25 protein-coding genes and 1 pseudogene are annotated in these 23,479 nt (G+C 69.9%); 19 read left to right on the top strand and 7 right to left on the bottom strand.

Annotated features, from left to right (window positions below; genetic code table 11):
- Positions 1 to 114: 114 nt before the first annotated feature.
- The 6 genes from ACFXJ8_RS27580 (at position 115) to ACFXJ8_RS27555 (ending at position 6,190) form a co-directional block, all read left to right on the top strand.
- On the top strand, positions 115 to 1,125 hold the full coding sequence (locus ACFXJ8_RS27580) for a class I SAM-dependent methyltransferase (protein ID WP_379646871.1): 1,011 nt from the start codon (positions 115 to 117) through the stop codon (positions 1,123 to 1,125).
- Entirely contained in the window at positions 1,122 to 1,703 is a 582-nt protein-coding gene (locus ACFXJ8_RS27575) for a TetR family transcriptional regulator (RefSeq protein WP_379646870.1), read from the top strand. Before ACFXJ8_RS27580 ends, ACFXJ8_RS27575 begins: the two co-directional genes overlap by 4 nt.
- 95 nt (positions 1,704 to 1,798) lie before the next feature.
- On the top strand, positions 1,799 to 3,892 hold the full coding sequence (locus ACFXJ8_RS27570; protein WP_379646869.1) for a (Fe-S)-binding protein: 2,094 nt from the start codon (positions 1,799 to 1,801) through the stop codon (positions 3,890 to 3,892).
- Between the two features lie 140 nt (positions 3,893 to 4,032).
- Positions 4,033 to 4,833, top strand: coding sequence for a hypothetical protein (locus tag ACFXJ8_RS27565; protein WP_379646868.1), 801 nt, complete (start codon positions 4,033 to 4,035; stop codon positions 4,831 to 4,833).
- Positions 4,830 to 5,891, top strand: a complete 1,062-nt coding sequence (locus ACFXJ8_RS27560) for a glycosyltransferase (RefSeq protein WP_379646867.1) — start codon at positions 4,830 to 4,832, stop codon at positions 5,889 to 5,891. The genes ACFXJ8_RS27565 and ACFXJ8_RS27560 overlap by 4 nt, the downstream gene beginning before the upstream one ends.
- 17 nt (positions 5,892 to 5,908) lie before the next feature.
- Positions 5,909 to 6,190, top strand: a complete 282-nt coding sequence (locus ACFXJ8_RS27555) for a metal-sensitive transcriptional regulator (protein ID WP_379646866.1) — start codon at positions 5,909 to 5,911, stop codon at positions 6,188 to 6,190.
- 443 nt (positions 6,191 to 6,633) lie between these two features.
- Here the strand turns inward: ACFXJ8_RS27555 and ACFXJ8_RS27550 are convergent, their stop codons facing one another.
- On the bottom strand, positions 6,634 to 8,457 hold the full coding sequence (locus ACFXJ8_RS27550; protein WP_379646865.1) for a hypothetical protein: 1,824 nt from the start codon (positions 8,455 to 8,457) through the stop codon (positions 6,634 to 6,636).
- Between the two features lie 45 nt (positions 8,458 to 8,502).
- On the opposite strand from ACFXJ8_RS27550, the gene ACFXJ8_RS27545 reads away from it, so the two are divergent.
- On the top strand, positions 8,503 to 9,393 hold the full coding sequence (locus tag ACFXJ8_RS27545) for a hypothetical protein (RefSeq protein WP_379646864.1): 891 nt from the start codon (positions 8,503 to 8,505) through the stop codon (positions 9,391 to 9,393).
- On the opposite strand, the gene ACFXJ8_RS27540 is transcribed toward ACFXJ8_RS27545, so the two are convergent.
- Complete coding sequence (locus ACFXJ8_RS27540) at positions 9,365 to 9,886, bottom strand: gamma carbonic anhydrase family protein (RefSeq protein WP_379646863.1); 522 nt, start codon at positions 9,884 to 9,886, stop codon at positions 9,365 to 9,367. The genes ACFXJ8_RS27545 and ACFXJ8_RS27540 overlap by 29 nt on opposite strands.
- Before the next feature lie 211 nt (positions 9,887 to 10,097).
- Between ACFXJ8_RS27540 and ACFXJ8_RS27535 the strand changes: the two genes are divergently transcribed.
- Entirely contained in the window at positions 10,098 to 11,153 is a 1,056-nt protein-coding gene (locus tag ACFXJ8_RS27535; protein WP_379646862.1) for a hypothetical protein, read from the top strand.
- Positions 11,154 to 11,336: 183 nt separating this feature from the next.
- On the opposite strand, the gene ACFXJ8_RS27530 is transcribed toward ACFXJ8_RS27535, so the two are convergent.
- From ACFXJ8_RS27530 to ACFXJ8_RS27520, 3 genes are all read right to left on the bottom strand, one after another.
- Positions 11,337 to 11,552 carry a hypothetical protein gene (locus ACFXJ8_RS27530; protein ID WP_354909456.1) on the bottom strand — a complete coding sequence of 72 codons (216 nt, stop codon included), beginning with the start codon at positions 11,550 to 11,552 and terminating at the stop codon, positions 11,337 to 11,339.
- A gap of 121 nt (positions 11,553 to 11,673) precedes the next feature.
- On the bottom strand, positions 11,674 to 12,426 hold the full coding sequence (locus ACFXJ8_RS27525; RefSeq protein WP_379646861.1) for a GntR family transcriptional regulator: 753 nt from the start codon (positions 12,424 to 12,426) through the stop codon (positions 11,674 to 11,676).
- 173 nt (positions 12,427 to 12,599) lie between these two features.
- Entirely contained in the window at positions 12,600 to 13,118 is a 519-nt protein-coding gene (locus ACFXJ8_RS27520) for a VanZ family protein (protein WP_379646860.1), read from the bottom strand.
- Positions 13,119 to 13,249: 131 nt separating this feature from the next.
- Here ACFXJ8_RS27520 and ACFXJ8_RS27515 point away from each other — a divergent pair, with 131 nt between their 5' ends.
- Positions 13,250 to 15,151: a histidine kinase gene (locus ACFXJ8_RS27515; RefSeq protein WP_379646859.1), complete on the top strand. Its 1,902-nt coding sequence runs from the start codon at positions 13,250 to 13,252 to the stop codon at positions 15,149 to 15,151.
- Here ACFXJ8_RS27515 and ACFXJ8_RS27510 read toward each other — a convergent pair.
- Positions 15,092 to 15,697, bottom strand: coding sequence for a response regulator (locus ACFXJ8_RS27510; protein ID WP_379646858.1), 606 nt, complete (start codon positions 15,695 to 15,697; stop codon positions 15,092 to 15,094). The genes ACFXJ8_RS27515 and ACFXJ8_RS27510 overlap by 60 nt on opposite strands.
- A gap of 91 nt (positions 15,698 to 15,788) precedes the next feature.
- On the opposite strand from ACFXJ8_RS27510, the gene ACFXJ8_RS27505 reads away from it, so the two are divergent.
- From ACFXJ8_RS27505 to ACFXJ8_RS27490, 4 genes and pseudogenes are all read left to right on the top strand, one after another.
- The gene (locus tag ACFXJ8_RS27505; protein ID WP_379646857.1) at positions 15,789 to 16,334 is read left to right on the top strand and encodes a dihydrofolate reductase family protein; all 546 of its coding nucleotides are present in this window, start codon (positions 15,789 to 15,791) and stop codon (positions 16,332 to 16,334) included.
- Between the two features lie 11 nt (positions 16,335 to 16,345).
- A complete protein-coding gene (locus ACFXJ8_RS27500; protein WP_379646856.1) occupies positions 16,346 to 16,903 on the top strand; it encodes a dihydrofolate reductase family protein in 558 nt (185 codons plus the stop codon).
- Positions 16,900 to 17,187 carry a hypothetical protein gene (locus tag ACFXJ8_RS27495; RefSeq protein WP_379646855.1) on the top strand — a complete coding sequence of 96 codons (288 nt, stop codon included), beginning with the start codon at positions 16,900 to 16,902 and terminating at the stop codon, positions 17,185 to 17,187. The genes ACFXJ8_RS27500 and ACFXJ8_RS27495 overlap by 4 nt, the downstream gene beginning before the upstream one ends.
- An 83-nt stretch (positions 17,188 to 17,270) precedes the next feature.
- Positions 17,271 to 17,385: pseudogene (locus ACFXJ8_RS27490) on the top strand (IS481 family transposase); the annotation flags it as partial.
- A 24-nt stretch (positions 17,386 to 17,409) separates the two neighbouring features.
- On the opposite strand, the gene ACFXJ8_RS27485 reads toward ACFXJ8_RS27490, so the two are convergent.
- Complete coding sequence (locus tag ACFXJ8_RS27485; RefSeq protein WP_379646854.1) at positions 17,410 to 18,168, bottom strand: IclR family transcriptional regulator; 759 nt, start codon at positions 18,166 to 18,168, stop codon at positions 17,410 to 17,412.
- 45 nt (positions 18,169 to 18,213) lie between these two features.
- Between ACFXJ8_RS27485 and ACFXJ8_RS27480 the strand changes: the two genes are divergently transcribed.
- From ACFXJ8_RS27480 to ACFXJ8_RS27455, 6 genes are read left to right on the top strand one after another with little or no spacing between them, the layout of a single operon-like run.
- The gene (locus ACFXJ8_RS27480) at positions 18,214 to 19,620 is read left to right on the top strand and encodes an aldehyde dehydrogenase family protein (protein ID WP_379646853.1); all 1,407 of its coding nucleotides are present in this window, start codon (positions 18,214 to 18,216) and stop codon (positions 19,618 to 19,620) included.
- Positions 19,617 to 20,411: a 2-keto-4-pentenoate hydratase gene (locus ACFXJ8_RS27475; protein ID WP_379646852.1), complete on the top strand. Its 795-nt coding sequence runs from the start codon at positions 19,617 to 19,619 to the stop codon at positions 20,409 to 20,411. Before ACFXJ8_RS27480 ends, ACFXJ8_RS27475 begins: the two co-directional genes overlap by 4 nt.
- Positions 20,408 to 21,361 carry an acetaldehyde dehydrogenase (acetylating) gene (locus ACFXJ8_RS27470; RefSeq protein WP_379646851.1) on the top strand — a complete coding sequence of 318 codons (954 nt, stop codon included), beginning with the start codon at positions 20,408 to 20,410 and terminating at the stop codon, positions 21,359 to 21,361. Before ACFXJ8_RS27475 ends, ACFXJ8_RS27470 begins: the two co-directional genes overlap by 4 nt.
- Complete coding sequence (gene dmpG, locus ACFXJ8_RS27465; RefSeq protein ID WP_379646850.1) at positions 21,358 to 22,362, top strand: 4-hydroxy-2-oxovalerate aldolase; 1,005 nt, start codon at positions 21,358 to 21,360, stop codon at positions 22,360 to 22,362. Before ACFXJ8_RS27470 ends, dmpG begins: the two co-directional genes overlap by 4 nt.
- Positions 22,359 to 23,069 (top strand): 2-keto-4-pentenoate hydratase, encoded by a 711-nt coding sequence (locus tag ACFXJ8_RS27460; RefSeq protein WP_379646849.1) that lies wholly within the window; start codon positions 22,359 to 22,361, stop codon positions 23,067 to 23,069. The genes dmpG and ACFXJ8_RS27460 overlap by 4 nt, the downstream gene beginning before the upstream one ends.
- Positions 23,069 to 23,479: a RidA family protein gene (locus tag ACFXJ8_RS27455; RefSeq protein ID WP_379646959.1), complete on the top strand. Its 411-nt coding sequence runs from the start codon at positions 23,069 to 23,071 to the stop codon at positions 23,477 to 23,479. The genes ACFXJ8_RS27460 and ACFXJ8_RS27455 overlap by 1 nt, the downstream gene beginning before the upstream one ends.

Raw genomic sequence — 23,479 nt, 5'->3', positions numbered from 1 at the left:
CGGCGTTCGGATGAGCAGGGTCCGGATGAGCGGTGTCGGGATGAGTCGGCGTCCAGATGGGCGGCGTCGCGTGAGCGGCGTCTAGATGGGCGCGGCGTGGGGCAAAGTGTTCTCATGAGTGTCACTGGCCCCTCCCGCGCGCTGGGCAGGGTGTTCGACCGGGTCGCCGACGCCTACGACGCGGCCCGTCCTGGCTACCCCGACGAGCTGTTCCGCGCCCTGGGTGAGATGTCGGGCGTGGAGCTGGCGGGCGCGACGGTGGTCGACGTCGGCGCGGGCACCGGCATCTCGGCGCGCGCCCTGCGGGAGCGCGGAGCCCGCGTGGTGGCCCTCGACCCCGGGCGCGAGATGCTGGCGCGGCTGGTGGCTCGCGACCTTCCGGTCAGTACGGCGGAGCCCCGCGCCGAGGACCTGCCGGGCGACGGTACGGCCCTGCCCCTGGCGCCGGAGAAGCTCCCGGGGGACGGCACGGCCCTGCCCCAGGCGCCGGAGGAACTCCCCGGCGATGGCGCCGCGATGCCGGTGGTCCACCAGGAGGGCGATGGCGCCACCATGCCGGAGGGCGGCCCCATGGTGGCCGCCGTACAAGGGGACGGCCCCAGGGTGGCCGCCGTCCAGGGAAGCGGCTCCAGGGTGGCAGCCGTCCAGGGGGACGGCAACGTGCTCCCGATCAGGGATGGCAGCGCCGACCTGGTGACCTACGCCCAGTCGTGGCACTGGCTCGACCCGGCGGTCTCGGTCGCGGAGGCGCGGCGGGTGCTGCGCGACGGCGGGGCGATCGCCGCCTGGTGGAACACGACCGACGCGGGCCAGGCGGACTGGCTGGCCGCCTACGAGGTCCGCCTGGCGGAGTCGTGCCCCACCTACTGGGGCCCGGCGCTGCCCGAGTGGGGCGTGCCGCGGATCGCCGCCGCGCTGCCGGTCGAGGAGCGCTGGCTGCACTGGACGCGCCTGGTGGCCGTCGACGACTTCCTGCTCGACCTGCGCTCCCACTCCTACATGGTGACGATGGCGGCCGAGGCCGCAGACGAGCTGGTCGCCATGCAGCGGGCCGAGCTGCTGCGGGTCTTCCCCGAGGGCGTGCTGACCGTTCCCATGCGCGTCTACCTGGCGGTCGGCCGATGACCGTCAAGCGCCGCACGGGACGCAGGCCGGGGGCCTCCGACACGCGGGGCGACATCCTCGACGCGGCCAGGCAGGTGTTCGCGGAGAAGGGGTTCGACAAGGCGACGATCCGCGGCATCGCCAGGGAGGCGGCCGTCGACCCCGCGCTCGTGCACCACTACTTCGAGACCAAGGAGGGCCTGTTCGTCGCGGCGATGCAGCTGCCGCTCGACCCGGTCGAGGTGCTGGGGCAGCTGCTGGACGGCCCGCGTGAGGAGGTCGGCGAGCGCCTCGTCAGGCTCATCCTCACCGTCACGGCCGACGAGCGGGCCAGGACGCCGGTGCTCGCGCTCATGCGTTCGGCGATGACGAACGAGCAGGTCGTGGGCATGATGCGGGAGTTCGTCACCAACGCGCTGCTCTACCGGGTGGCCGACGGTCTGGGGGTTTCGCACCTGCGGATCGAGGCGGCGTTCGCCCAGCTCATCGGGGTGGTGCTGGCCCGATACGTGCTCAGGCTCGAACCGCTGGCCTCGGCCGATCTTGAGGATCTGGTGGAGCTGCTCGGCCCGACCGTACAGCGCTATCTGGTGCCGTAGAGCATCGTTCTACTATGGTCGCGGCGGGCCGTACCGACCAAAAGTTACCCGTCGGTAAGATAAATGGGCAGCCAACGCCGTCAGTGGGAGGACACGTGCTCTGGGTAGCCATCATCGGGCTCGCGATGACCGTGGCCGCGGTCGCCGTCGCGGGTCGCCGGGCGCTGTTCCTGTTCAAGCTCGCCACGGTGGGCCCGCCCGCGCCCGAGCGCATCGAGTACGCCAAGGCGAACGCGGGCGCCGAGGTCAAGGCGCAGCTCGTCGAGGTCTTCGGGCAGAAGAAGCTGCTGAAGTGGACTCCCTCGGGCGTCGCGCACTTCTTCGTCATGTGGGCCTTCTTCATCCTCCTGACGGTCTATATCGAGGCCTACGGCGCGGTCATCCAGGGCGCGATCACCGGCAGGCCCGACTTCCACATCCCGCTCATCGGGCAGTGGTCGGTGCTGGGCTTCCTGCAGGACTTCATCGCGGTGGCCTGCCTGCTCGGCCTGGTCGCGTTCGCGGTGATCAGGGTCAAGAACTCGCCGAAGACGCTGGGCCGCAAGTCGCGCTTCTCCGGCTCGCACCTCGGCGGCGCGTGGCTCGTCCTGTTCATGATCTTCAACATCATCTGGACGCTGTTCCTGGCCCGCGGCGTGGCGGCGGCCAACGGCAACCTCCCCTACGACGGCGGCGCGTTCGTGTCGCTGGCGCTCGGGCAGGTGCTGCCGGCCAGCCACCTGCTGGAGCAGATCGCGCTGCTGCTGCACATCGGCTTCATGCTGGTGTTCCTCGTCATCGTGGTGAACTCCAAACACCTGCACATCTTCACCGCGCCGCTCAACGTGCTGTTCTCCCGCCGGCCCGACGGGCTCGGCGCCGCGCCCGAGATGCGCATCGACGGCAAGCCCGTCGACTTCGAGGACGAGGACCTCGATCCCGAACGGCTCGGCCGCGGCAAGATCGGCGACACGACGTGGAAGGGCTTCCTCGACTTCTACTCCTGCACCGAGTGCGGCCGCTGCCAGTCGCAGTGCCCGGCGTGGAACACCGACAAGCCGCTGTCGCCGAAGATGCTCATCCTCGACCAGCGCGACCACGCCTTCAAGGTCGCGCCGTACCTGCTGCAGGGCGACACCAGCCACGCCGACACCGACGTGCTCGCGCTGCTGGAGAAGCCGCTGGTCGGCGAGGAAGGCATCATTCACCCTGACGTGCTGTGGTCGTGCACCAACTGCGGCGCCTGCGTCGAGCAGTGCCCCGTCGACATCGAGCACATCGACCACATCCTCGACATGCGCCGCTACCAGGTGATGGTCGAGTCGTCGTTCCCGTCCGAGGCGGGAGTGATGGTGAAGAACCTGGAGAACAAGGGCAACCCGTGGGGGATGTCCGAGATGAAGCGGGCCGACTGGATCGAGGAGCTGGACTTCGAGGTCACGCTCATCGACGAGAAGATGCCCGAGGACACCGAGTACCTGTTCTGGGTGGGCTGCGCGGGCGCGCTGGAGGACCGGGCGAAGAAGACCACGAAGGCCGTCGCCGAACTGCTCCACATCGCCGGCGTGAAGTTCGCGGTGCTGGGGCCCGCCGAGGCGTGCACCGGTGACCCGGCCCGCCGTCTGGGCATGGAGTTCCTGTTCAACATGCTCGCCCAGCAGAACATCGAGACGCTGAACGAGGCGGGCGTCAAGAAGATCGTCGCGACCTGCCCCCACTGCTTCAACACCCTCGCCAACGAGTACCCGCAGCTCGGCGGCACCTACGAGGTCGTGCACCACACCCAGCTGCTGTCCAAGCTCGTGGACGAGGGCAAGCTCACCCCGATCACCCCGATCGAGGAGAAGATCACCTACCACGACCCGTGCTTCCTCGGCCGCCACAACAAGGTCTACAGCCAGCCGCGCGACATCATGTCGAAGGTGCCGGGCGTGCAGACCCAGGAGATGCACCGGCACAAGGACAGGGGCTTCTGCTGCGGCGCCGGTGGCGCCCGCATGTGGATGGAGGAGCGCATCGGCAAGCGCATCAACACCGAGCGGGTGGACGAGGCGCTGACCACCAATCCGGACACCGTCTCCACCGCGTGCCCGTTCTGCATGGTGATGCTCGGTGACGCGATCAACGAGAAGAAGAACAACGGCGAGGCGAAGGAATCCCTCGAAGTCGTCGACGTCGCCCAGTTGTTGATCAAGTCTGTCAAGGGCTGAGTCGGAAGTCCGCAACACCGCGTGTTGCGGACTTTCGCACGTCAGGCGGGCGAAGAGACCGAAAAGCTTTCTCCACATAACGGGAAAATCACGGTAACCTCAACGTCGCATGGCTTCATTCGACGGGGAGGGGGCTGCGGATGCGCGTCGTCGTGACCGACGCGGAAGTCACCCTGGCTGACGTGCTCTCCCTGCGACTGGCCATCGAAGGTCCGCTGCCACCCGGTACGAAGCTGGTGCTGCGCCATCGCGCGACGGGTGTGGAGCGGGAGGTCGCGCTCGGCACGTCGGGGGTGCGGCGCGACGCCACGCTCGCGGTGTGCCTGGCGCCGCTGACCCTCTCGGCCGGTCGCTGGGACGCCTACCTGTGCCAGGAGGAGGGCCGCACCCGCATCAGGAGCGTCGATCCCGGCTTCTCCCTCGACCACCTCGACACCTACGCGCTGTCGAAGCGGACCGTCGCCTACCGTGCCTACCGCACGAGGAACGGCTACCTGGCGCTGAAGGTCGCCGCCGCCGAGCCCGCGGCCGAGGTTCGGGCGATCTGGTTCAGGGAGGGCCGGTTCGAGGTCACCGGCCTGCTCGCCTACACCGGGCTCGACGACGACGACTCCAGGCACGAGGCCAGGCTGTCCCTTCAGCGCAGGCACACCCACGAAGGCGGCACGACCGTGGCCGCGGCCGCGACCGTGCAGGGCGTGCGCTTCCACGCCGCCGTCTCGCTGGTCGACGTGGTCTCCGCCGATCCCGAGGGCATGGGAACCTGGGAGCCGTCGCTGGAGGTGGAGGGCGTGCCTACGCCGCTGCGGCTGGCCTCCCGCCTCGACGACGTGGACGGCAAGCGGCGCCGCCTGCACTATCCGGCGCTACGCGTGGACGGCGTGCCGGTCCGTCCCTGCTACACCGCCGACGACGAGCTGCGGATCGAGGTGGGCGCGTGAAGGTCAGCCTCGTGCTCCCTTCCGCATACGGCATGCGCGGCGACGTCCGCTCGATCCTCAACCTCGCCTCCGACCTGGCCGAGCGGCACGAGGTCGAGGTGATCAGCGTCAGGCGGCAGAAGGAGAAGCCGTTCTTCGCCGTCAGCGGCGAGGTGCGGATGCGTTCGCTCATCGACGCCAGGCCGGGCGCCAGGCATCTGCTGCCCCGCGGGCAGATGCGCACGGAGGTGGCGCTGTGGCGGCTGCTGCGCACGCTCAGGAGTGACGTTCTCATCACCACCAGGCCCGCGATCAGTGTCCAGGCGGCCAGGTACGCGCCGAGGGAGCTGCTCAAGATCGCGCGGGAGTGGGGGCGGCCTGCCGTACCCGGTCCTGTGCGGCGGTACTACCCGCGGCTCGACGCGGTGGTGACGGCCACGGAGAGCGGGCGGGAGGACTGGGAGCGGCTGCTGGAGGGCGGGCCCGCCGTCCGCGCGGTGCCCGACGCGCTGCCCGGCGGCCTCTGGCCGCGCTCCAGGATGGACAACAGGATCGTGGCGACCGGCGGGCGCTGGGTCGCCACCCGCGCCTACGACCGGCTGATCAGGGCGTTCGCGATCGTGGCCGACAAGCGCCCCGACTGGCGGCTGCGACTGTACGGCGGCGGCCCCGAGGAGCGCAGGCTGCGTGACCTGGTGCGCGACCTGAACCTGCACAACCACGTCTACTTCATGGGCACGACGCCCGACCTTGCGGGAGAGTTCGCCAAGGCGTCCATCGTGGCGACCACCTCGCGCGCCGAGACGCTCGGCATGGCCGTCCTGGAGGCGATGGGATGCGGCGTGCCCGTCGTCGGATTCGACGGCGCGCGCGGTCCGGCCGAGTACATCGTCACCGGCTACAACGGCGTGCTCGTGCCCGAAGGGGAGATCGAGATGTACGCCGCGGCGCTGCTCGCGCTGATCGACGACGACCGCAGGCGCAGGTCGCTCGCGGCGGGAGCGCTCGACACGGCCTCCAGGCACGAGGCTTCCGAGGTCTCGGCGCTCTGGGAAGGACTGATCGCCGGGCTCCGTTGACTGGGTACCTTTGATGCATGCATGGGTACAGCGGAGAGAAGCAGGCCTATCTGACCCGTCTGCGGCGGATCGAGGGTCAGATCAGGGGTCTGCAGCGCATGGTGGAGGACGACGCCTACTGCATCGACATCCTCACCCAGGTCTCGGCGGCGACGCGGGCGCTTCAGGCGGTGGCGCTCGGGCTGCTGGAGGAGCACATTTCCCACTGCGTGACCGACGCGATCAGCACCGGCGGGCCCGAGGCCGAGGCGAAGGTCAAGGAGGCGTCGGCGGCGATCGCCCGGCTCGTACGGTCGTGACTAGTCATCCCGGGCTTCGGGGAGCTACGTGAAAAGCCGCGTCCCGGACCCCGCGGGAGTCCGGGACTAGGTCAATGTGATGGTCTTCAGCGTCCCGCTGAAGTCCGCAATCCGAGCGCGTCGTCGAGTTCGTCCAAGGTGAGCCGTCGCTCGCTGATGGCCACGGCGGTCAGCACCTCGGCGTAGAGCGCAATCTCGTCCAACGCGACACGGTCGTGGACCCGAGAGTCCAGATCGTCGTGCCCCACCGCGTCGTCCTTCCTTCCGCAGCCCACACCCTCTTCGAGGTTACGGCGGAGGCCGTTCCGGCGACATGGCCCATCGGGGTCATTCCTTGCGGCGCCATCCTGCCCCCACAAGGATCATTTCCCGTTTCCGAGATCACAATTCGGCGAATTCTCGTTCTAGAACGATATTTACCTAGTAAGGGTGAAATAACGAGATTAGTGGTTTAGGTGGGGATCGTCGCGCTCATGGATGAGCCTGTGCACGATCGCGGCGGCCCCAGGGAAACCCCGCTCGGGCGCGGGCGTGCGGGTGAGCCGACACCACGCCAGCCCCGCCGCGTAGGCGGCGCCCAGCACCGCGGCCGCCCCGTCCCTCGTCGGCGGTACGGCGTCGAGCCACCGCGGACCCACCTCGAACCCGTCGGGCTCGGTCTGCTCGCCCCTCGGCGCGGCGAGCTGGACGTGGAGCGCCTGGCGCAGCCGGTGATCCAGCCAGGCCGCGACGGTCGGCAGGCCCTCGGGCGCGTCGGCGTGGTCGGCGGCGAGCAGCGCGGCCGCCGTCCGGTGCGGGTCGGGGGAGAAGGCCACGGCCTCCAGGAGGTCACCGACGGTGTGGCGGAAGTGCTCTCCGGGGTTGGTCTCGGCGAGGACGGCCCGGGCGAGGCGATCGGGCACCCTGGCCAGCCACGTCCCGCGCAGGGCCCTGTCGGCGTCTCTGGCGGCCTTGTCATCGACTCCCTGGCCGGAGGCGGCCCTCCCCGAGGATCCGGAGGAGATCCTTCCTGAGGGGTCGCCTGGCGGCCTTCCCGGGGCGCCGGTGGAGGTTCTTCCGGAGGGGTCGCCCGGGTGCCTTCCCGGGGCGCCGGTGGAGGTTCTTCCGGAGGGGTCGCCCGGGGGCCTTCCCGAGTTGCTGGCGGAGGTCCATCCGGAGGGGTCGCCTGGAAGCCCTCCCGAGGAGTCACCCGGGGGCCAGCCCTGGGCGTCGCCTGGTGGCCACCCCGAGGCGTCGGTGGGCGGCCACGGCCCGGTGGCATGCGGGTCGCCGGGGACGGGTGCTCCGGGGTGCGCGCCCGTGGTGGTCTGCCAGGTGGCCGGATGCGGCCCGGTGAGGCCGGGGCCTGGCGGGGGCGGGAAGGGTCCGGTGGCCGCGAAAGGGGGCGGGAACGGCCCGGTGGCGGCGAGCGGAGGCGGGGGAGGGAACGGCCCGGTCGAGGCAGGGGCGGGCGGCGCGGCAGGAGCGAGGCGGGGCAGCGGGCCCGTGGCCGTCTGGTGGTCGAGGGACGGGTTGCGGAGCGCGGGCTCCAGCATCGTGATGAGCGCCTCGGCCCTCGGGCGGAAGCGCGCGTCGGCGGCCACGATCCCCGCCGTGTCGGCCATCAGGGCGGCTAGGCGCAACGCCGCGCGGGGAGCGCCCGAGCGGACGCGCTCGCCGTACAGGGTGACGAGGGTTTTCAGCGGCGGGGACGGCAGCCAGCGCACCCACTCGTCGCCCGGCAGCGGGCGGCCCAGGTATTCGCCGAACACCGACAGGAGTTGCTCGTTGCCGTCGAAGGCGGGCGCGTAGGCGCACCACATGATCGTCGCCCAGATCGCCGCCACCGTGCTCGGCACGTCGGCGGCGAAGACCTCGCCGAAGGAGGTCAGCGGGTAGGCGTCGACCGAGCGCCTGCCGTTCGCCCTGACCAGAGCGCGGATCTCCGAGGTGAGCGCCGACGGCACGTCGGGGCCGACGAACGCCTGGCTGGACCAGTGCCCGACGGCGAAGTCGGGGCCGCTGGGCACCAGGTGCGGCAGCAGGACCCCCGCGTAGTGCTCGACGCGGGCGGGACAGTTGCGTGGCGGCGCGGACAGGTGCCAGCGACCGTCGCCCGGATCCTGCAGGTACCAGCGGGCGTGCGCGCCGAAGACCCACCGGCCGCCGTCGGGGGTGGCCAGCACCCTGGCTGCGATGGCGTTGGCCCTGGTCGGGAGGGGAAGCGTCGCCCAGCGCGGGTCCGTGACCATGGCGCGGACGTCCGCCTCGATGGCCGTGAACCGCATGGCGGCATCGTAGCCCGCCCCTGTGACGCGGCAGAATGTCCCATTATGAGAGTCAAGATCACGGTGACGCTGCTCGCTGCCTGTGCCCTCGCGGGGTGCGGTACGGCCGAGCCGAGCCCGTCCGCCAAGCCCAGGGCGCTCACCGTGGCCGACGTCAGCGCCCCCGATCCGGGCGGCGAGGTGGGCTCCGCCTCCAGCGAGTTCGCCAGCGCCGCCGACCTGACGGTGTGGAGCAGGTTGAGCGACACCCAGGGCGACCACAAGAGGCTCGCCAAGATCGACGTCAACGCCACCGCCAAGGGTGCCCTCTACCTGGAACCCACCACCTCCACCTGGTTCGACGGCTTCCGCGGCCCCTTCGTCTACCAGGAGCTGGCGGGCGACATCGTGCTGCACACCAGGGTCAAGGTCGAGGGCAGGAAGAACGGCTCGCCGCGGCGCAAGTTCTCCCTGGGCGGCGCGATGCTGCGGGTGCCGCAGTCGAACGACAAACCGAACTGGGTCTCGGTCACCACCGGCACGGGCGACAACGCCGGGCGCGTCGAGCTGAAGGCGACGCTCAACGGCAGCTCCAAGCCGAAGGAGGTGCCGGTCGAGAGCGGCTGGATGGAGCTGATCCTGGCCAGGACGGGAACCGTGGTCACCGCCCTGTACAAGGAGGAGGCGGGCGCGTGGAAGGTCGGGCAGCGGTGGCTGCGCCCCGACCTGCCGAAGGTGCTGGAGTGGGGCGTGACCGGCTACACCGACTGGGACAGCTTCGGCGCGCTCAAGAAGGACGCCGCCAAGGCCAACGCCGCCAAGACGATCAAGGGGGTCCCCGACCTCAGGATGACCGTCGACTACGTGCGCTTCCTGCGCCCGGCCACCCCGGAGGGCGACCTCATGACGGTCCCCGACGCCGTGCTGGTCAAACTGCTGACGCCCGCCGGTGCCTGAGGGCCTTGGCCATGTACCGGTCGGGGGTCTCGGCGAAGCTCGCCCGGTCGTCATCGGTGAGCTCACGGACGATCTTGCCGGGCACGCCCGCCACGAGCACGCCTGAGGGGATCTTCTTGCCGGGGCCGACCAGCGCGCCCGCCGCGACCAGGGTGCCCGCCCCGATGCGCGCGCCGCCGAGCACGATCGCCCCAATGCCGATCAGCGCGCCGGTCTCGACGTGCGCTCCGTGGACCATGGCCTTGTGTCCGAGGCTCACCCTCGGCTCCAGTACGGCAGGCTCGCCCGGGTCGGCGTGCAGGCAGCACAGGTCCTGGACGTTGCACTCCTCGCCGATCTCGATGCGTTCGTCGTCGCCGCGCAGGACCGAGCCGTACCAGATGTTGGCTCCACGGTTTACTCTGACGTTCCCGACAACAACCGCGCCCGGTGCGATATAGGCGTCTGGGTGAATGTCAGGAATTGCACTGTCGTCCAGGGCTGCGATGTACATCTTGGACATCGTAGTTGTCGCACCTGGCGAGAATCGTGCCTGGCCAGCTCGGCGGCCGCTGAGCGGGCGTGCAGGGCGCGTTTCCCATCAGGATTCTCCGGGCAGGTATGGCGTTCGGGTTGCGGACTTGGGCAGATGGCAGGAAAGTCGTCTCCTGACACGTCGTTGTCGGACCCTCACAAACCGCAAGCTCCCCACCTAGGTACTCCTCATGACAAACCAGCACGAGAGCTTTCCCGACCTGATGCAGGAAGACTCCTTTGAAGTCGTCATGCGCGGCTACAGCCGTCGTCAGGTACACGACTACATGATCCGCTCCCGCAACCAGATCAGGGATCTGGAGGAGCGGCTGGCACGAGCGATCGACCAGGCGGAGCAGGGCCGAATCGAGCTCGCCGAGGCCAGACGCCGGATGGTCGAGGCGCCCCAGAGCTACGAGGACCTCAGCCCCCGGCTCGCGCAGATCCTCAAGCTGGGCGAGGAGGAGGCGGCCGCCAAGCGGGAGGACGCCCAGGCCGAGGCCAACAGGCTGCGCGAGTCGGCCAGTATGGAAGCCGAGCGGATGGTCTCCTCCGCCCGGGAGACCGCCGACAACATCCTCACCAGCGCCCAGGCCGAGGCCGAGCGCCGCGTGGGCGAGGCGACGGGCGCGGCCGAGCGCATGCTGGCCCAGGCCGGCGCCGACGCGGAGGAGACGCTCACCACCGCGCGGGCCGAGGCCGAGGAGACGGTACGGGCCGCCAGGAACGAGGCCGACAGGATGCTCACGTCGGCCAGGATGGAGGCCGAGCAGACCGTCGAGAGCGCTCGCGAGGAGGCCGAGTCCACCCTGGCGGCCGCGCGCGCCGAGGCGGAGACGACGGTGGCGAGCGCCCAGGCGCACGCGCAGTCGTCGCTGGCGGCGGCCGAGCAGCGGGTCAACGCGCTCGACGAGCACGCGGGCCGGCGGGTCACCTACCTCACCGACACCCACGGCGAGGTGGTCAGGCGGCTCAACGAGATCAGCTCGGTGCTCGGCGACCTCATGCGCAGGGAGAACACCGCAGGACCGCTGATCCCCGTCGTCGCCGAGCCCGCGGTCGAGGACGTGGTCGAGCCCCCGGCCATCGAGCCCCCGGCTGAGGAGCACGCGGTCGATGAGGTCACGGTCGAGGAGGTCGACGACGTGCGGATGATCGTCGAGGACGAGCCCGCCGAGGCGCTGGAGGAGCGGCGTCAGGTCTCCGACGACACCGACGTCAACCTGGGCACGCTGGCGCACAAGTAGACGAGAGGCCGACAAGCTAGGGCGGAAGCCCCCGCCCCCGATAGGGTCGGAGACTTCCGCGCCTGGGGGCCCGGTGCCGGAGCCGCCGAGACGCTGAACCCGGCACCGGGCTGCTCGTGGCCTCATGACGAGGCCGGGCGCGTGCCGTGGATCCCCCGCCTCGAACGATCCACAGCACGCGCGTCAAGGGGCGGGCCCGGCCCGCCTCTCCTGGTCCCTCAACTGTTCGCGAAGGCCCTCGGGGTCGTCGGCGTCAATGGTCATGGCACATCCCGCATCGCGCTGTTCGGCGCTCAGCGGGTGGTGCCGGGTGGCCCACCAGCGGCCAGCGTCGCTCCGCCAGATGGTCCAGTGGGGGTACTCCAGGGCGATCTCGGCGAGATGCCGGTCAAAGGACATCTGGTCACCCTTTCCGGGTCCCCCACGTGTGGTGCCTTCACTTAGAAGGTGCGGCACATCTCTAGAGAAATCAATGATCGCGGGGGACAGGTCAACCTATCGCTTGACAAATCGGCTTGACCTAAGCATCGAAGTCGTACTGGAGTACGTAGGACGCGGCGTCGAGAACCATCTCGTTGTACTCGACGGGCAGGCCGCCCGAGGTGTAGGCGGTACGGCAAATCGCGATCACCGGAGTGCCCGCGGGCAGCTCCAGCAGGCCCGCCTCCCCTGGCTGGGGCATGCGGGCGCGCACCTCCTCGGTGAAATGGGCGGGCGGCAGGCCGAGGTCCCGCAGCCGGGCGTAGACGCCGCCTGGCCCGGTGTCCGGCAGCGTGATCGCGCTGCCCTCCACCAGGTCGGCGGGAAAGTAGGACGTGGCCAGCTGGACCGGCCGGGCGTCGACCGAGTACCTGCGGCGCCTGATCCACACCTCCGCGCTGTCGAGGACGGCGGCGGTCGCCTCGCTCGCCCGCGCGCGTGCCACCTCCACCCCGTCCACGGTGAAGGGACGGCCGCGCGTGTCGGCGTCCCAGATCGCCTGCCCCTGACCCCAGTGCTCGCGGGACAGGCGTCGCGATCCGTGCCTGCGGATCGGCTTGAACTGTCGCACGTAAACCCCCGAACCTCTTTTCGGCACCGCCAGCCCTTCGTTGATCAGTACGGCCAGCGCCTGGCGGGCGGTGGCGCGTGCGATTGCGTGTTCGGCCATGAGCGCGTTCTCGCCCGGTAGTCGGTCCCCGTCGCGCAGTTCGCCGGACAGGATCCTGGCGCGCAGGCCGTCTGCGATGCGCCGATAGATCGGGGGCTCCTGAGGTACCGGGGATTCAGACACGTTTGATCACCCTCTGTCACCAACCAGGTTTGGCGTCTCCAGAGAACTTGCCCCGCCTTGTCCACGATCGCACAGATACGGAGGATGGTCCCGAGCTTCTTTTGAGTGGATCGTGCCCGTGTGGTGACCGTCGCGAGTTTTCTCGGGCCGTTACCGTGGAACGGTCCTGGCCACTATTGGGGGCGCCACCAGCGGCGAGTAATCAAAGCGGCAACGATCGCCCCAGCCGTGTTGATCAGGACGTCGTCGATCGAGGAGAAGCGGCCGAGGCGCAGGCCGTACTGCAGGAGTTCGACGGTCACCGAGGCGCCCGCCGCCACGGCCGCCACGCGGGCCAGGCCCGCGAAGCGCGCCGAACGGACCGGAAGCAGCGCGCCCAGGCTGGCGAAGACCAGCAGATTGCCGCCGACCTGCACGAACACCGTCGCGGGCGGCGAGGAGAAGACCCAGGTGAGGTCCCTGAACGGGACGAGATTGACGCCGCTCTGACCGCTCGCCGGGGTGAGGATCATCCAGATCCACGGGGCCGTGCCTGCGACGATGCCCACGTCGGCGATCGCCGTGCGGGTGGGCGCGGGGTGCCCGCGCCCACGCCGGGCGCGAGCCAGCGTCAGAGCCGCCAGTACGGCAAGCGGAATCCCCAGCAATCCCGCGACGATGACATGTCCCCACAAGTCCCACGTTCGGCCCACGGAGCCATCATGCAGTGGTACACAAAAGTGTCGCGAAGGAAAGCCGAATCGTCCGCGCGGAACCGCCACGGTCGGTGACCCGAGCCGGACCGAGATAGTCTGCCCGAAATGTCTGCTCTTGGAGGGTTTCCGTGGACTCCTCTGTGCCCTCGGAGTCGGCGCTGCGCGTGGCGCGGCTCGTGGCGGTGGTGGCGAGCTGCGGGTTCGCCTTCGGCGGGTTCGTCGGGATCGTCAATGGGGAGCCGGCCGAGCGGCCGGTGGCATCGGTCCTCCTGGTGGCATTGCTGGCGCTGCACTTGCGGAACTGCGTGCGCTGGTCGGCGGCGAAGCGGCCGGCGGGCTGGCCGTGGACGCTGGCCGCGCAGGTGGTGCTCACCGCTCTGGGCATGGTGTGGTACACCGACACCTGGTACGGCAATTCCGGCTTCACAGCCGCCGCGATCCTGCTGCTGATCAGGCGTCGCTGGCTTGCGTGGACGGGTTTCGCGCTCGTCCTGGCCGCCCAGGCCCTAGCCACGCTGCTGGACGGTTCCGGAGTGGCCGAGGCGCTGTATCTGGCGATCGGGCAGGCGGCGTTCGTCGGGCTCGCGCTCTTCGTGGTGGCGCGGCTCGCCGACCTGGTCACCGATCTTCAGCGGACGCGGGCGGGGCTCGCGGCAGCCGAGGTCACGCGCGAGCGGCTGGCTTTCGCCAGGCAGCTGAACGAGCGCGTGGGCGGGAGTCTGGAGGGGATCGTCGCCCGTGGCCAGGAGGTGCTCGAAGCCGAGCGACCGGCGGACGCACGTGAGCGGTTGGCATCGAGCCTGGACACTTCGAGGGCGGCGCTGAGCGAGACGCGTTCCGTCGCCCATGGGCATCGCCGGGAGGCCGCGCCGGAGTTCAGGCCGGTGGCCGATGACCTGACCACCATCGGGGTGACTGTCCTGGGCGTCGCGACGATCTGTCTCATGATCGTGCCTAATGAGGTACGGAGGATCTTCCGCGTCGACGTTCCGGTGCTGCACGATGTGATCTTCTGGGTCGCGCTGGCGGTGTTCGTGCTGCTGTTCCTGCGTGCATGTGTGCCCGGGCGGACGATCAGGCGGCCTGTCCTGATGCTGGTGGCGCTGGCCGTACCGGCTGCTGGACCTTTGTGGATCTTCGATTTGGCGCTGTGGCACCTGGTGTACTTCCTGCCGGGTGTCGGGCTCGTGCTGCTGTCCGGTTGGCTGCGCTGGGTCGTGGTGTCCGTGCTGACCGGCGGCGTGATGGGGCTGTGGGCCGTGCAGCTGGGTGACTCCACGGTGCTGAGCCCGGTCTACGAGCTGGTGTGGGTCGCCGAGCGCGCGCTCATCGTGTTCGGGTTGGTCGCGACGGGGAAGCTGGTGGTGGCGCTCAAGGTGGCGCGGGCCGACCTCGCGCGGACCGAGGTGGCGCGAGAACGGCTCCGCTTCGCGAGAGATCTGCACGATCTCCTCGGGCTCAGGCTTTCCGTGGTCGTGCTCAAGAGCGAGCTGGCCTTCCGGCTGTTCAACAAGGATGCGGGCCGTGCACGGGAAGAGCTGTCGGCGGCGATCGACGCGGCGCGGCAGGCGTTGACGGAGATGCGATCCGTCGCGGCGGGCCCGGGCGGGATCTCGCTGGCCGACGAGATCGAGACCGTGACGGGGGCGCTGACCGCTGCGGGTGTCGAGGTACGCAGCTCGGTGCCGCCGCTGTCCCTGGACGCCGCCGCTGATGCGGCGCTCGCGGCGGTGCTGAGGGAGGGGACGACCAACGTCGTACGGCACAGCGCGGCCGTACGGTCCGAGCTGGCCGTTGAGGTGACTGCCGGCACAGTGCGGCTGCGCCTGACCAACGACGGGGTCGGGCCGGACGCGGCTTCGCCACCAGGCATGGGGTTGGAAAGCCTGGCCAGGCGGGTGCGCGCGGTCGGCGGCGAGCTGTCCGCCGGGATGCGCGGAGACCGGTTCGTGCTGGAGGCGACCGTACCTCTACAGCCAGCCCTGGTCGGTAGCGATCTTGATGGCGTCGACCCGGTTGCGAGCGTTTAGTTTCATGATCGTGGACGATAGGTAGTTGCGCACCGTTCCCAGGCTCAGGAACAGCGTCTTCGCGATCTCGTCCGGCTCCGCGCCGGTGGCGGCGATCCGCAGGACCTCGGCCTCACGCACGGTCAACGGGCTCTCCGCCCGCTCGAGCTCGGCGAGCGCGAGCTGCGGGTCCACCACCCGCCGGCCGGCGACCACCTGACGGATCGCCTCGATCAGCTCGTCGGGCGGCGAGTGCTTGAGCAGGAAGCCCGCGACGCCCGCCTCCAGCGCCCTGCGCAGGTGACCCGGTTTGTTCAGCCCGGTGAGCACGACGGTACGGCAGTGCGGAAGCTTGTCACGGAGGACCGCTGCCGCCTCCAGCCCGTCCATCCCCGGCAGGTCGATGTCGAGCACGGCAACGTCCGGCCGCACCTCGAGAGCGGTCGGCTCGATCTCGTCGCCCCGCTCGACCGCGGCCACCACCGTGAGGTCGTCCTCGAGATCGAGGACGGCGGTCAGGGTCTCCCGCAGGATGCGAACGTCCTCGGCGACCATCACACGGATCATGTGAATCCTTCACACCCACCTGGTGAACCTGTGCACTACCAGCCAAAACAGCCGCTTGTGAGTATAGGTCCCACCGAGACAAGGGGACCTCATGCGAAAGATCATCGCTTCCACTCACGCCACGCTCGACGGCTTCATCGACAACCCGCACGAATGGTCGACGCAGCACTCCGACAAGGAGACCGAGTCGTACGCCATCACGATGACCATGGCCGCCGACGCCTTGCTCCTGGGCCGGGTCACCTACGAGGGCATGGCACAGGCCTGGCCGAACATGAGCGGGGACGCGTTCGCCGACCACGTCAACGCCATCACCAAATACGTCGTCGCCTCCCAGCCCGTCGACACCGACGTATGGAGCCCCACCGTCGTCATCCCGGGCGAGGACCTCCTCGCGCGGGTCGCCGAACTGAAGAACCAGCCCGGCGGCGACATCCTCATCTGGGGCAACGGGCGGCTGACCGACGCGCTCGCCAAGGCCGGACTGCTCGACGAGTACCAGATCTTGATCTACCCCGTGCTGAAGGGCGCGGGCGAGCCGCTGTTCCGCAAGGAGAGCGCCACCCCGGTCGAGCTCGTCGGCTCTACGACCTTCGCCACCGGCGCGATCCTGCTCACCTACCAGCCGACCCGCTGAAGGAGACCACCATGAGAAAACTGATCGAGTCCACGTTCATGAGCATCGACGGTGTCATCAGCTCCGCGGAAAAGTGGAGCGCGCCGTACTGGGATGAAGAATATTCGGCGTATGCGCGCGAGCTCCTGTTCGCCTCCGACGCGCTGCTGCTGGGGCGGGAGACCTACGAGGGATTCGCGCGGAGCTGGCCGAGACTGGAATCTGTCGAGGGTGACTACGCGGTCAGGATGAACACGCTGCCCAAGTACGTCGCCTCCCGCACCCTCACCGAGGCCACCTGGAACGCCACCATCATCAAGGGCGACGTGCCCGACGAGGTCGCCAAGCTCAAGCAGCAGCCCGGGCAGAACATCCTCAAGTTCGGCACCGGTGAGCTCGACACAACGCTGCTCGAGCACCGGCTCGTCGACGAATATCACCTGTGGATCTGCCCCGTCGTCGCCGGCAGCGGCGGTCGCCTTCTCGACGGTATCGACACCACCCACCTGAAGCTGGTGAAGACCACGACCTTCGCCTCGGGCGTCGTCGTTCTCACCTACACCCCCGGGGATGCGAGCCAGGGTCGATGAATTCACCCACCCCGGTTGGGGTCCGGCTCCGCCAGGTCTTCCTCAGCCGCGGCAGCCACTGCGCGCTCAGTGCGGCGGAAGAGATCGTCACCCTGCAGACCCTCCTGACCCGCATCGACACAGGAAAGTGGCCGGCCACGGACCCCGGCCGGATGAATGCCGCGGCCCGCGCCATCGGCCCGGAGTATCAGGCACCGCTGGACTTCCTGAGCGGAGCCGACAAGGCCATGCCCCCGGCGTTCACCCGGCACGACCCGCCCGCCACGCTCCGTCCGGCCCGCTAGGTGTATTGACCACGGTACTTGATCAACAAAGGGGCCTCCGGTGTGGTGTAGATGTCGAAATCTGCAGCACACACGGAGGCTTCGTGTCTCACCGTAACGCCCGGCTGACCGTTCATGGCCGCCCGCCCCGTCGCACATGTGGCCGCCGAGATGGGCATCTCCCGACCCGCGACTCACGAGTGGCTACGGTGCTGGCGGGGGCGCCTAGCGCAGCCACGACCGCTAGATCGATCTCGTCAGCGCCCTGGACACCCCCAGCGCGGCGGTCTTCACCGCGGGTGCCAGCCGGGTGGGGTGGAAGCGGGCCAGCGGCACCGACACCGACAGCGCGGCCACGACGGTGCCGCCGCTGAAGACGGGCGCGGCGATGCACGCACCGCCGAGCTGTGCCTCCTCCCGCTCGTAGGCCAGGCCCGCGGCCTGGACCTGCCCGATGGCCTCCTCCAGCCGTTTGGGGTCCACGATCGAGTGCGGGGTGAGCCTGCGCAGCGGCCGGGACAGCACCTCCTCGATGAACTCGGGGCCGGAGTAGGCCAGCAGCGCCTTGCCGACGCCGGTGCAGTTGAGCGGCAGCCGTCCGCCCACCCGTGAGGGCAGCGAGAACGACTCCTGGCCGCGGATCTTCTCGACGTAGACCACGTCGAGCCCGTCGCGGACGCCCAGGTGGATCGTCTCGCGGGTGGCCTCGTAGAGATCGTGCATGAACGGCAGGGCGGCGTGGCGCAGGTCGCGTTCGAGAGGGACGATGCTACCGAGCTCGAACAACCTTCGGCCGAGGTAGTAGCCGTTCTCCCGGCGCGCGACGGCGCCGATCTCGGTCAGCTCGGTGAGCAGCCGGAAGGCGGTGGTCTTGGGCAGATGGCAGTGCTGGGCGACGTCGATGAGCCGGAGCGGGCCGCCGGTCGGACGGAACGCGTCCAGAACCAGCCATGACTTCTCCAGCATCGACAGACGGTCGGTGTTCCGTGTCACGGAACGCATTCTTGTCCGAAACCGCCGGGAAGTTCTATACCCCTAGGTGGAGGAATGATGTCATTTGAGCAGGTAGCCCACTTCATCGGGGGCGCGTGGGTGGCCGAAGGCGAGCCGTTCCCGTCCTACGATCCCATGACCGGGCAGGTGAACAGGCAGGTCCATGAGGCGGACCAGGCCGTGGTCGACAGGGCGGTGCGCGCGGCGCGCGAGGCGGCGCCCGGCTGGGCCGCGCTGCCGGTGGCCGAGCGGGCCGCGTGGATGCGCCGTCTGGCCGAGGGGATCGAGGCGCGCTTCGACGACCTGGTGGCCGCCGAGATCGCCGACACGGGCAAGCCGCTGGAGCAGACCCGCACGCTCGACATCCCGCGCGGCGCGGCCAACTTCCGCGCCTTCGCCGAGATCGCCGCGCAGCGCCCGGCGGAGGCCTTCCACCTGCCGGACGTGCTCAGCTACACCGTGCGCAGGCCGCTCGGCGTGGTCGCGGTCGTCGTGCCGTGGAACCTGCCGTTCCTGCTGATGACGTGGAAGCTCGGCCCCGCGCTGGTCGCGGGCAACACCGTCGTGGTCAAACCGTCGGAGAACACGCCCGGCTCGGCCGCGCTCTTCGCCGAGATCTGCGCCTCCGTCGGCCTGCCGCCCGGTGTGGTCAACGTGATCCACGGGTACGGCAAGGCGGGCCAGCTCCTGGTCTCCCACGAAGGAGTCGACGGGGTGACGTTCACCGGCTCCACCCGCACCGGATCGACGATCATGAAGTCGGTGGCCGACCGGGTCAAGCCGATCTCCTTCGAGCTGGGCGGCAAGAACGCGGGCCTGGTCTTCGCCGACGCCGACCTCGAAAAGGCGGTCGAGGGCAGCGTCAGGTCGGTGTTCACCAACGGCGGCCAGGTGTGCCTGTGCACCGAGCGCCTCTACGTCGAGCGGCCGATCTTCGAGGAGTTCTGCGCGCTGCTGGCCGAGCGCGCCGCGTCGGTCACCCCGCAGCCGATGATCTCCGCGCAGCACAGGGAGAAGGTGCTGTCGTACTACGCGCTCGCCCGCGACGAGGGGGCGAAGTTCCTCACCGGCGGCGGCGCCCCCGACGGTCCCGGCTACTTCGTGGAACCGACCGTGGTGACCGGGCTGCCGGAGAGCTCCCGCTTCAACAGGGAAGAGATCTTCGGCCCGGTATGCCACGTGGCCCCGTTCGACACCGAGGCCGAGGCCGTCGCGCTGGCCAACGACTCCGACTACGGGCTGGCCGCCACCCTGTGGACGAGCAGCCTCGACCGGGCGCACAGGGTGGCCCAGCGACTGGAGGCGGGGCTCGTCTGGGTCAACACCTGGTACCTGCGCGACCTGCGCACCCCGTTCGGCGGCGTCAAGCTGTCGGGCATCGGCCGGGAGGGCGGCGTCCAGTCGCTCGACTTCTACTCCGAGCCGACGACGATCACGATCAAGCTGGAAGGTGGCGCATGAACGACGAGTGGTCAGAGGCGGTCGACGTCCGCACACAGGCGGCCGACCGGTTGCTCGAGGCCCAGCGCTCGGGCAAGCCGTGCGCGCCCGTCAGGGACCTCGTGAGCACGGCGGGCGAGGGCTACGCCGTACAGGAGATCAACACCCGCAGGGCGCTCGACGCGGGGCGCAGGCTGGTCGGGCGCAAGATCGGCCTGACGAACTTCGCGGTGCAGAAGCAGCTCGGGGTGGACCAGCCCGACTTCGGCATGCTGTTCGCCGACATGGCCTACCTCGACGGGCTGCCCGTGCCGTACGACAGGTTCCTGCAGCCGAGGGCCGAGGCGGAGATCGCGCTGGTGCTGGGCCAGGACCTGGTGGGCGGGCCGTTCACGGTCGCCGAGGTGATCAGGGCGGTCGACTTCCTGCTGCCCGCGATCGAGATCGTCGACTCGCGGGTCGCCGACTGGGACATCACGCTGGCCGACACCATCGCCGACAACGCCTCCAGCGGCGCGTTCGTGCTCGGCAACACGCCGGTCGGGCCGCGCGGGCTCGACCTGCGCCTGGCGGGGATGACGATGACCAGGCGCGGGCAGGAGGTGTCCACCGGCGCGGGCGCGGCCTGCATGGGGCACCCGCTCAACGCGGCCGTCTGGCTGGCCGACACGCTCGGCCGTACCGACTACCCGCTGCGCGCCGGTGACATCGTGCTGACCGGCGCGCTCGGCCCCGTCGTGCCGGTCGAGGAAGGCGACGCGTTCGAGGCGATCATCGACGGGCTCGGCTCGGTGCGGGCGGTGTTCGGGTGAGGATCGCGATCATCGGTTCCGGCAACATCGGGACCGACCTGATGTTCAAGGCCCTGCTGTCGAAGAAGGTCGAGGTCGTGGCGATGGCGGGGATCGACCCCGCCTCCGACGGGCTGGCCAGGGCGCGGCGCAGGGGTCTGGAGACGACCGCCTCGGGCGTCGAGGGGCTCGTATCGATGCCGTCCTTCGACGCGGTCGACGTGGTGCTCGACGCCACCTCGGCGGGCGCCCACGCGCACAACGCCGCCGTCGTCAGCTCGTACGGCAAGCGCGTCATCGACCTGACGCCCGCCGCGCTCGGCCCGTACGTGGTGCCGTCGGTCAACCTGGACGCCCACCTGGCGGCGCCCAACCTCAACATGGTGACGTGCGGCGGCCAGGCGACGATCCCGATCGTGGCCGCGGTGTCGAAGGTGGCCAGGGTGTCTTACGCGGAGATCGTGGCGTCCATCGCGTCGAAGTCGGCCGGACCTGGCACGCGGGCCAACATCGACGAGTTCACGGTGACGACCGCCAGGGCGTTGGAGCAGGTCGGCGGCGCGGCCCGAGGAAAGGCGATCATCGTGCTCAACCCGGCGGAGCCGCCGCTGATCATGCGCGACACCGTCTACTGCCTGGTCGAGTCGTGCGACGAGCAGGAGGTGGCCGCCTCGGTGGCGGCGATGGTGGCCTCGGTGCAGGAGTACGTGCCCGGCTACCGGCTCAAGCAGGAGGTGCAGTTCACGCCGGTGGCCGACGACGAGCCGGTGTGGACGCTGGCGCAGGGCGCGCGTGGAGGGACGAAGGTGAGCGTCTTCCTGGAGGTGGAGGGGGCGGCCCACTACCTGCCCGCCTACGCAGGAAACCTGGACATCATGACCTCGGCCGCGCTGCGCACCGCCGAACGCCTCGCCGAGACCTCCGCGCTGACCGTCGGAGCCGCACACGCCGACGAGGGAGGCCTGGCATGAGCGCGCGCATCTACGTGCAGGACGTGACCCTGCGGGACGGCATGCACGCCATCCGCCACCGCTACACCATCGACCAGGCGGTCGCCATCGCCAGGGCGCTCGACGCAGCGGGCGTGGCGGCGATCGAGGTCGCGCACGGCGACGGCCTGGCGGGCGGGAGCTTCAACTACGGCCCAGGCGCCCACACCGACGAGGAGTGGATCGAGGCCGTCGCGGGAGCCGTCCAGAACGCCAGGCTCACCACCCTGCTGCTGCCCGGCATCGGCACCATCGAGGACCTGAGGAAAGCCCACGCGCTCGGCGTCACGTCGGTCAGGATCGCCACCCACTGCACCGAGGCCGACATCTCCGCCCAGCACATCTCCACCGCCCGCGAGCTGGGCATGGACGTCGCGGGGTTCCTGATGATGGCGCACATGGCCCCGCCCGCCGTCCTGGCCGAGCAGGCCAGGCTGATGGAGTCGTACGGCGCGCACTGCGTCTACGTCACCGACTCGGGCGGCGGCCTGACCATGGACGCTGCCAGAGAGCGGATCAGGGCCTACCGCGACGCGCTCAGGCCCGAGACCGAGATCGGCATCCACGCCCACCACAACCTCAGCCTCGGCGTCGCCAACTCCGTGGTCGCGGTGGAGAACGGCTGCACCCGCGTGGACGCCTCGCTGGCCGGGATGGGCGCGGGCGCGGGCAACGCGCCGCTGGAGGTGTTCGTCGCCGTGGCCGACCTCATGGGGTGGGCGCACGGCTGCGACCTCTACGCGCTCATGGACGCGGCCGACGACCTGGTCAGGCCGCTGCAGGACCGCCCCGTGCGGGTCGACAGGGAGACGCTGACGCTCGGCTACGCGGGCGTCTACTCCAGCTTCCTGCGCCACGCCGAGGCCGCCGCCCAGCGCTACGGCGTCGACACCCGCGAGATCCTCGCCGAGGCGGGCCGCCGCAGGATGGTCGGCGGGCAGGAGGACATGATCGTCGATATCGCATTGGACCTGACGAAATGAAGCTGGCCCAGGCGCTGCACGAGGCCGCGCTCACCCGGATGCCCATTCCACAGCCTGTGGACGAGCTCGACGTCGCCACCGCCTACGAGGTCCAGGAGGAGGTCGTCAGGCTGCGCGGCGAGCCCCTGTCGGGGGTCAAGCTGGGCTTCACCAGCGAGGGCAAACGCCGCCAGATGGGCGTCAACGACCTCATCCTGGGGCGGCTCACCCCGTCGATGGCGGTCGTCGACCACGACAAGTACATCCATCCCAGGGTTGAGCCCGAGGTGGCCTACCTGGTCGGGCGCAGGATCGAGAGCGTCGAGGACGCCGCCAGGCCCGGCGCCGTCGTGGCCGTCGCGGCGGGCCTCGAAGTGATCGACTCGCGCTACGAGAACTTCAGGTTCTCGCTGGAGAGCGTCATCGCCGACAACACCTCGGCCGCGGGCTACACGATCGGGCCGTGGCGGCCCTACGACGTCGACGACTGGAACCTCGGCGTGGTCTTCACGATCGACGGCCGGACCGCGCACGTCGGGTCGACGGCGGCCATCCTTGGCGACCCGCGCAGGGCGATCGTCGAGGCGGCGCGGCTGGCCGTACAGGTGGGGCTGGTGATCGAGGAGGGCGCGATCCTGCTGGCGGGCGCGGCCACCCCGGCCGAGCCGCTACGGCCCGGCGCGCACGTCGAGGTGGAGATCCAGCGGCTCGGAAAGGTGGCGCTGTGATGCTGGTCGAGGGGAAGGCGACGCCGAGAGGGCGCTTCCCGCACGTCAGGCGGGCCGGAGACTTCCTCTACGTGTCGGGGACGAGCTCCAGGCGGCCGGACAACACGTTCGCGGGCGTGGCGGTCGACGCCATGGGCACTACGGACCTCGACATCCGAGTGCAGACCAGGGCGGTGATCGAGAACATCGGCGACATCCTGCGGGCCGCGGGGTCGAGCCTCGACGACCTGGTCCAGATCACCACGTATCTGGTCAGCATGAACGACTTCAAGGGCTACAACGAGGTCTACGCCGAGTTCTTCGACGAGACCGGACCCACCCGCACCACGGTGGCAGTCCACCAACTGCCGCACCCTCATCTACTGATCGAGATGCAGGCCGTCGCCTACTCGCCACTAACAGAGGAGTGA

Source organism: Nonomuraea sp. NPDC059194 (assembly GCF_042754765.1).
Lineage (GTDB): Bacteria > Actinomycetota > Actinomycetes > Streptosporangiales > Streptosporangiaceae > Nonomuraea.
Note: the sequence above shows the minus strand (reverse complement) of the source record. Positions and strands in the feature narration are given on the sequence as shown.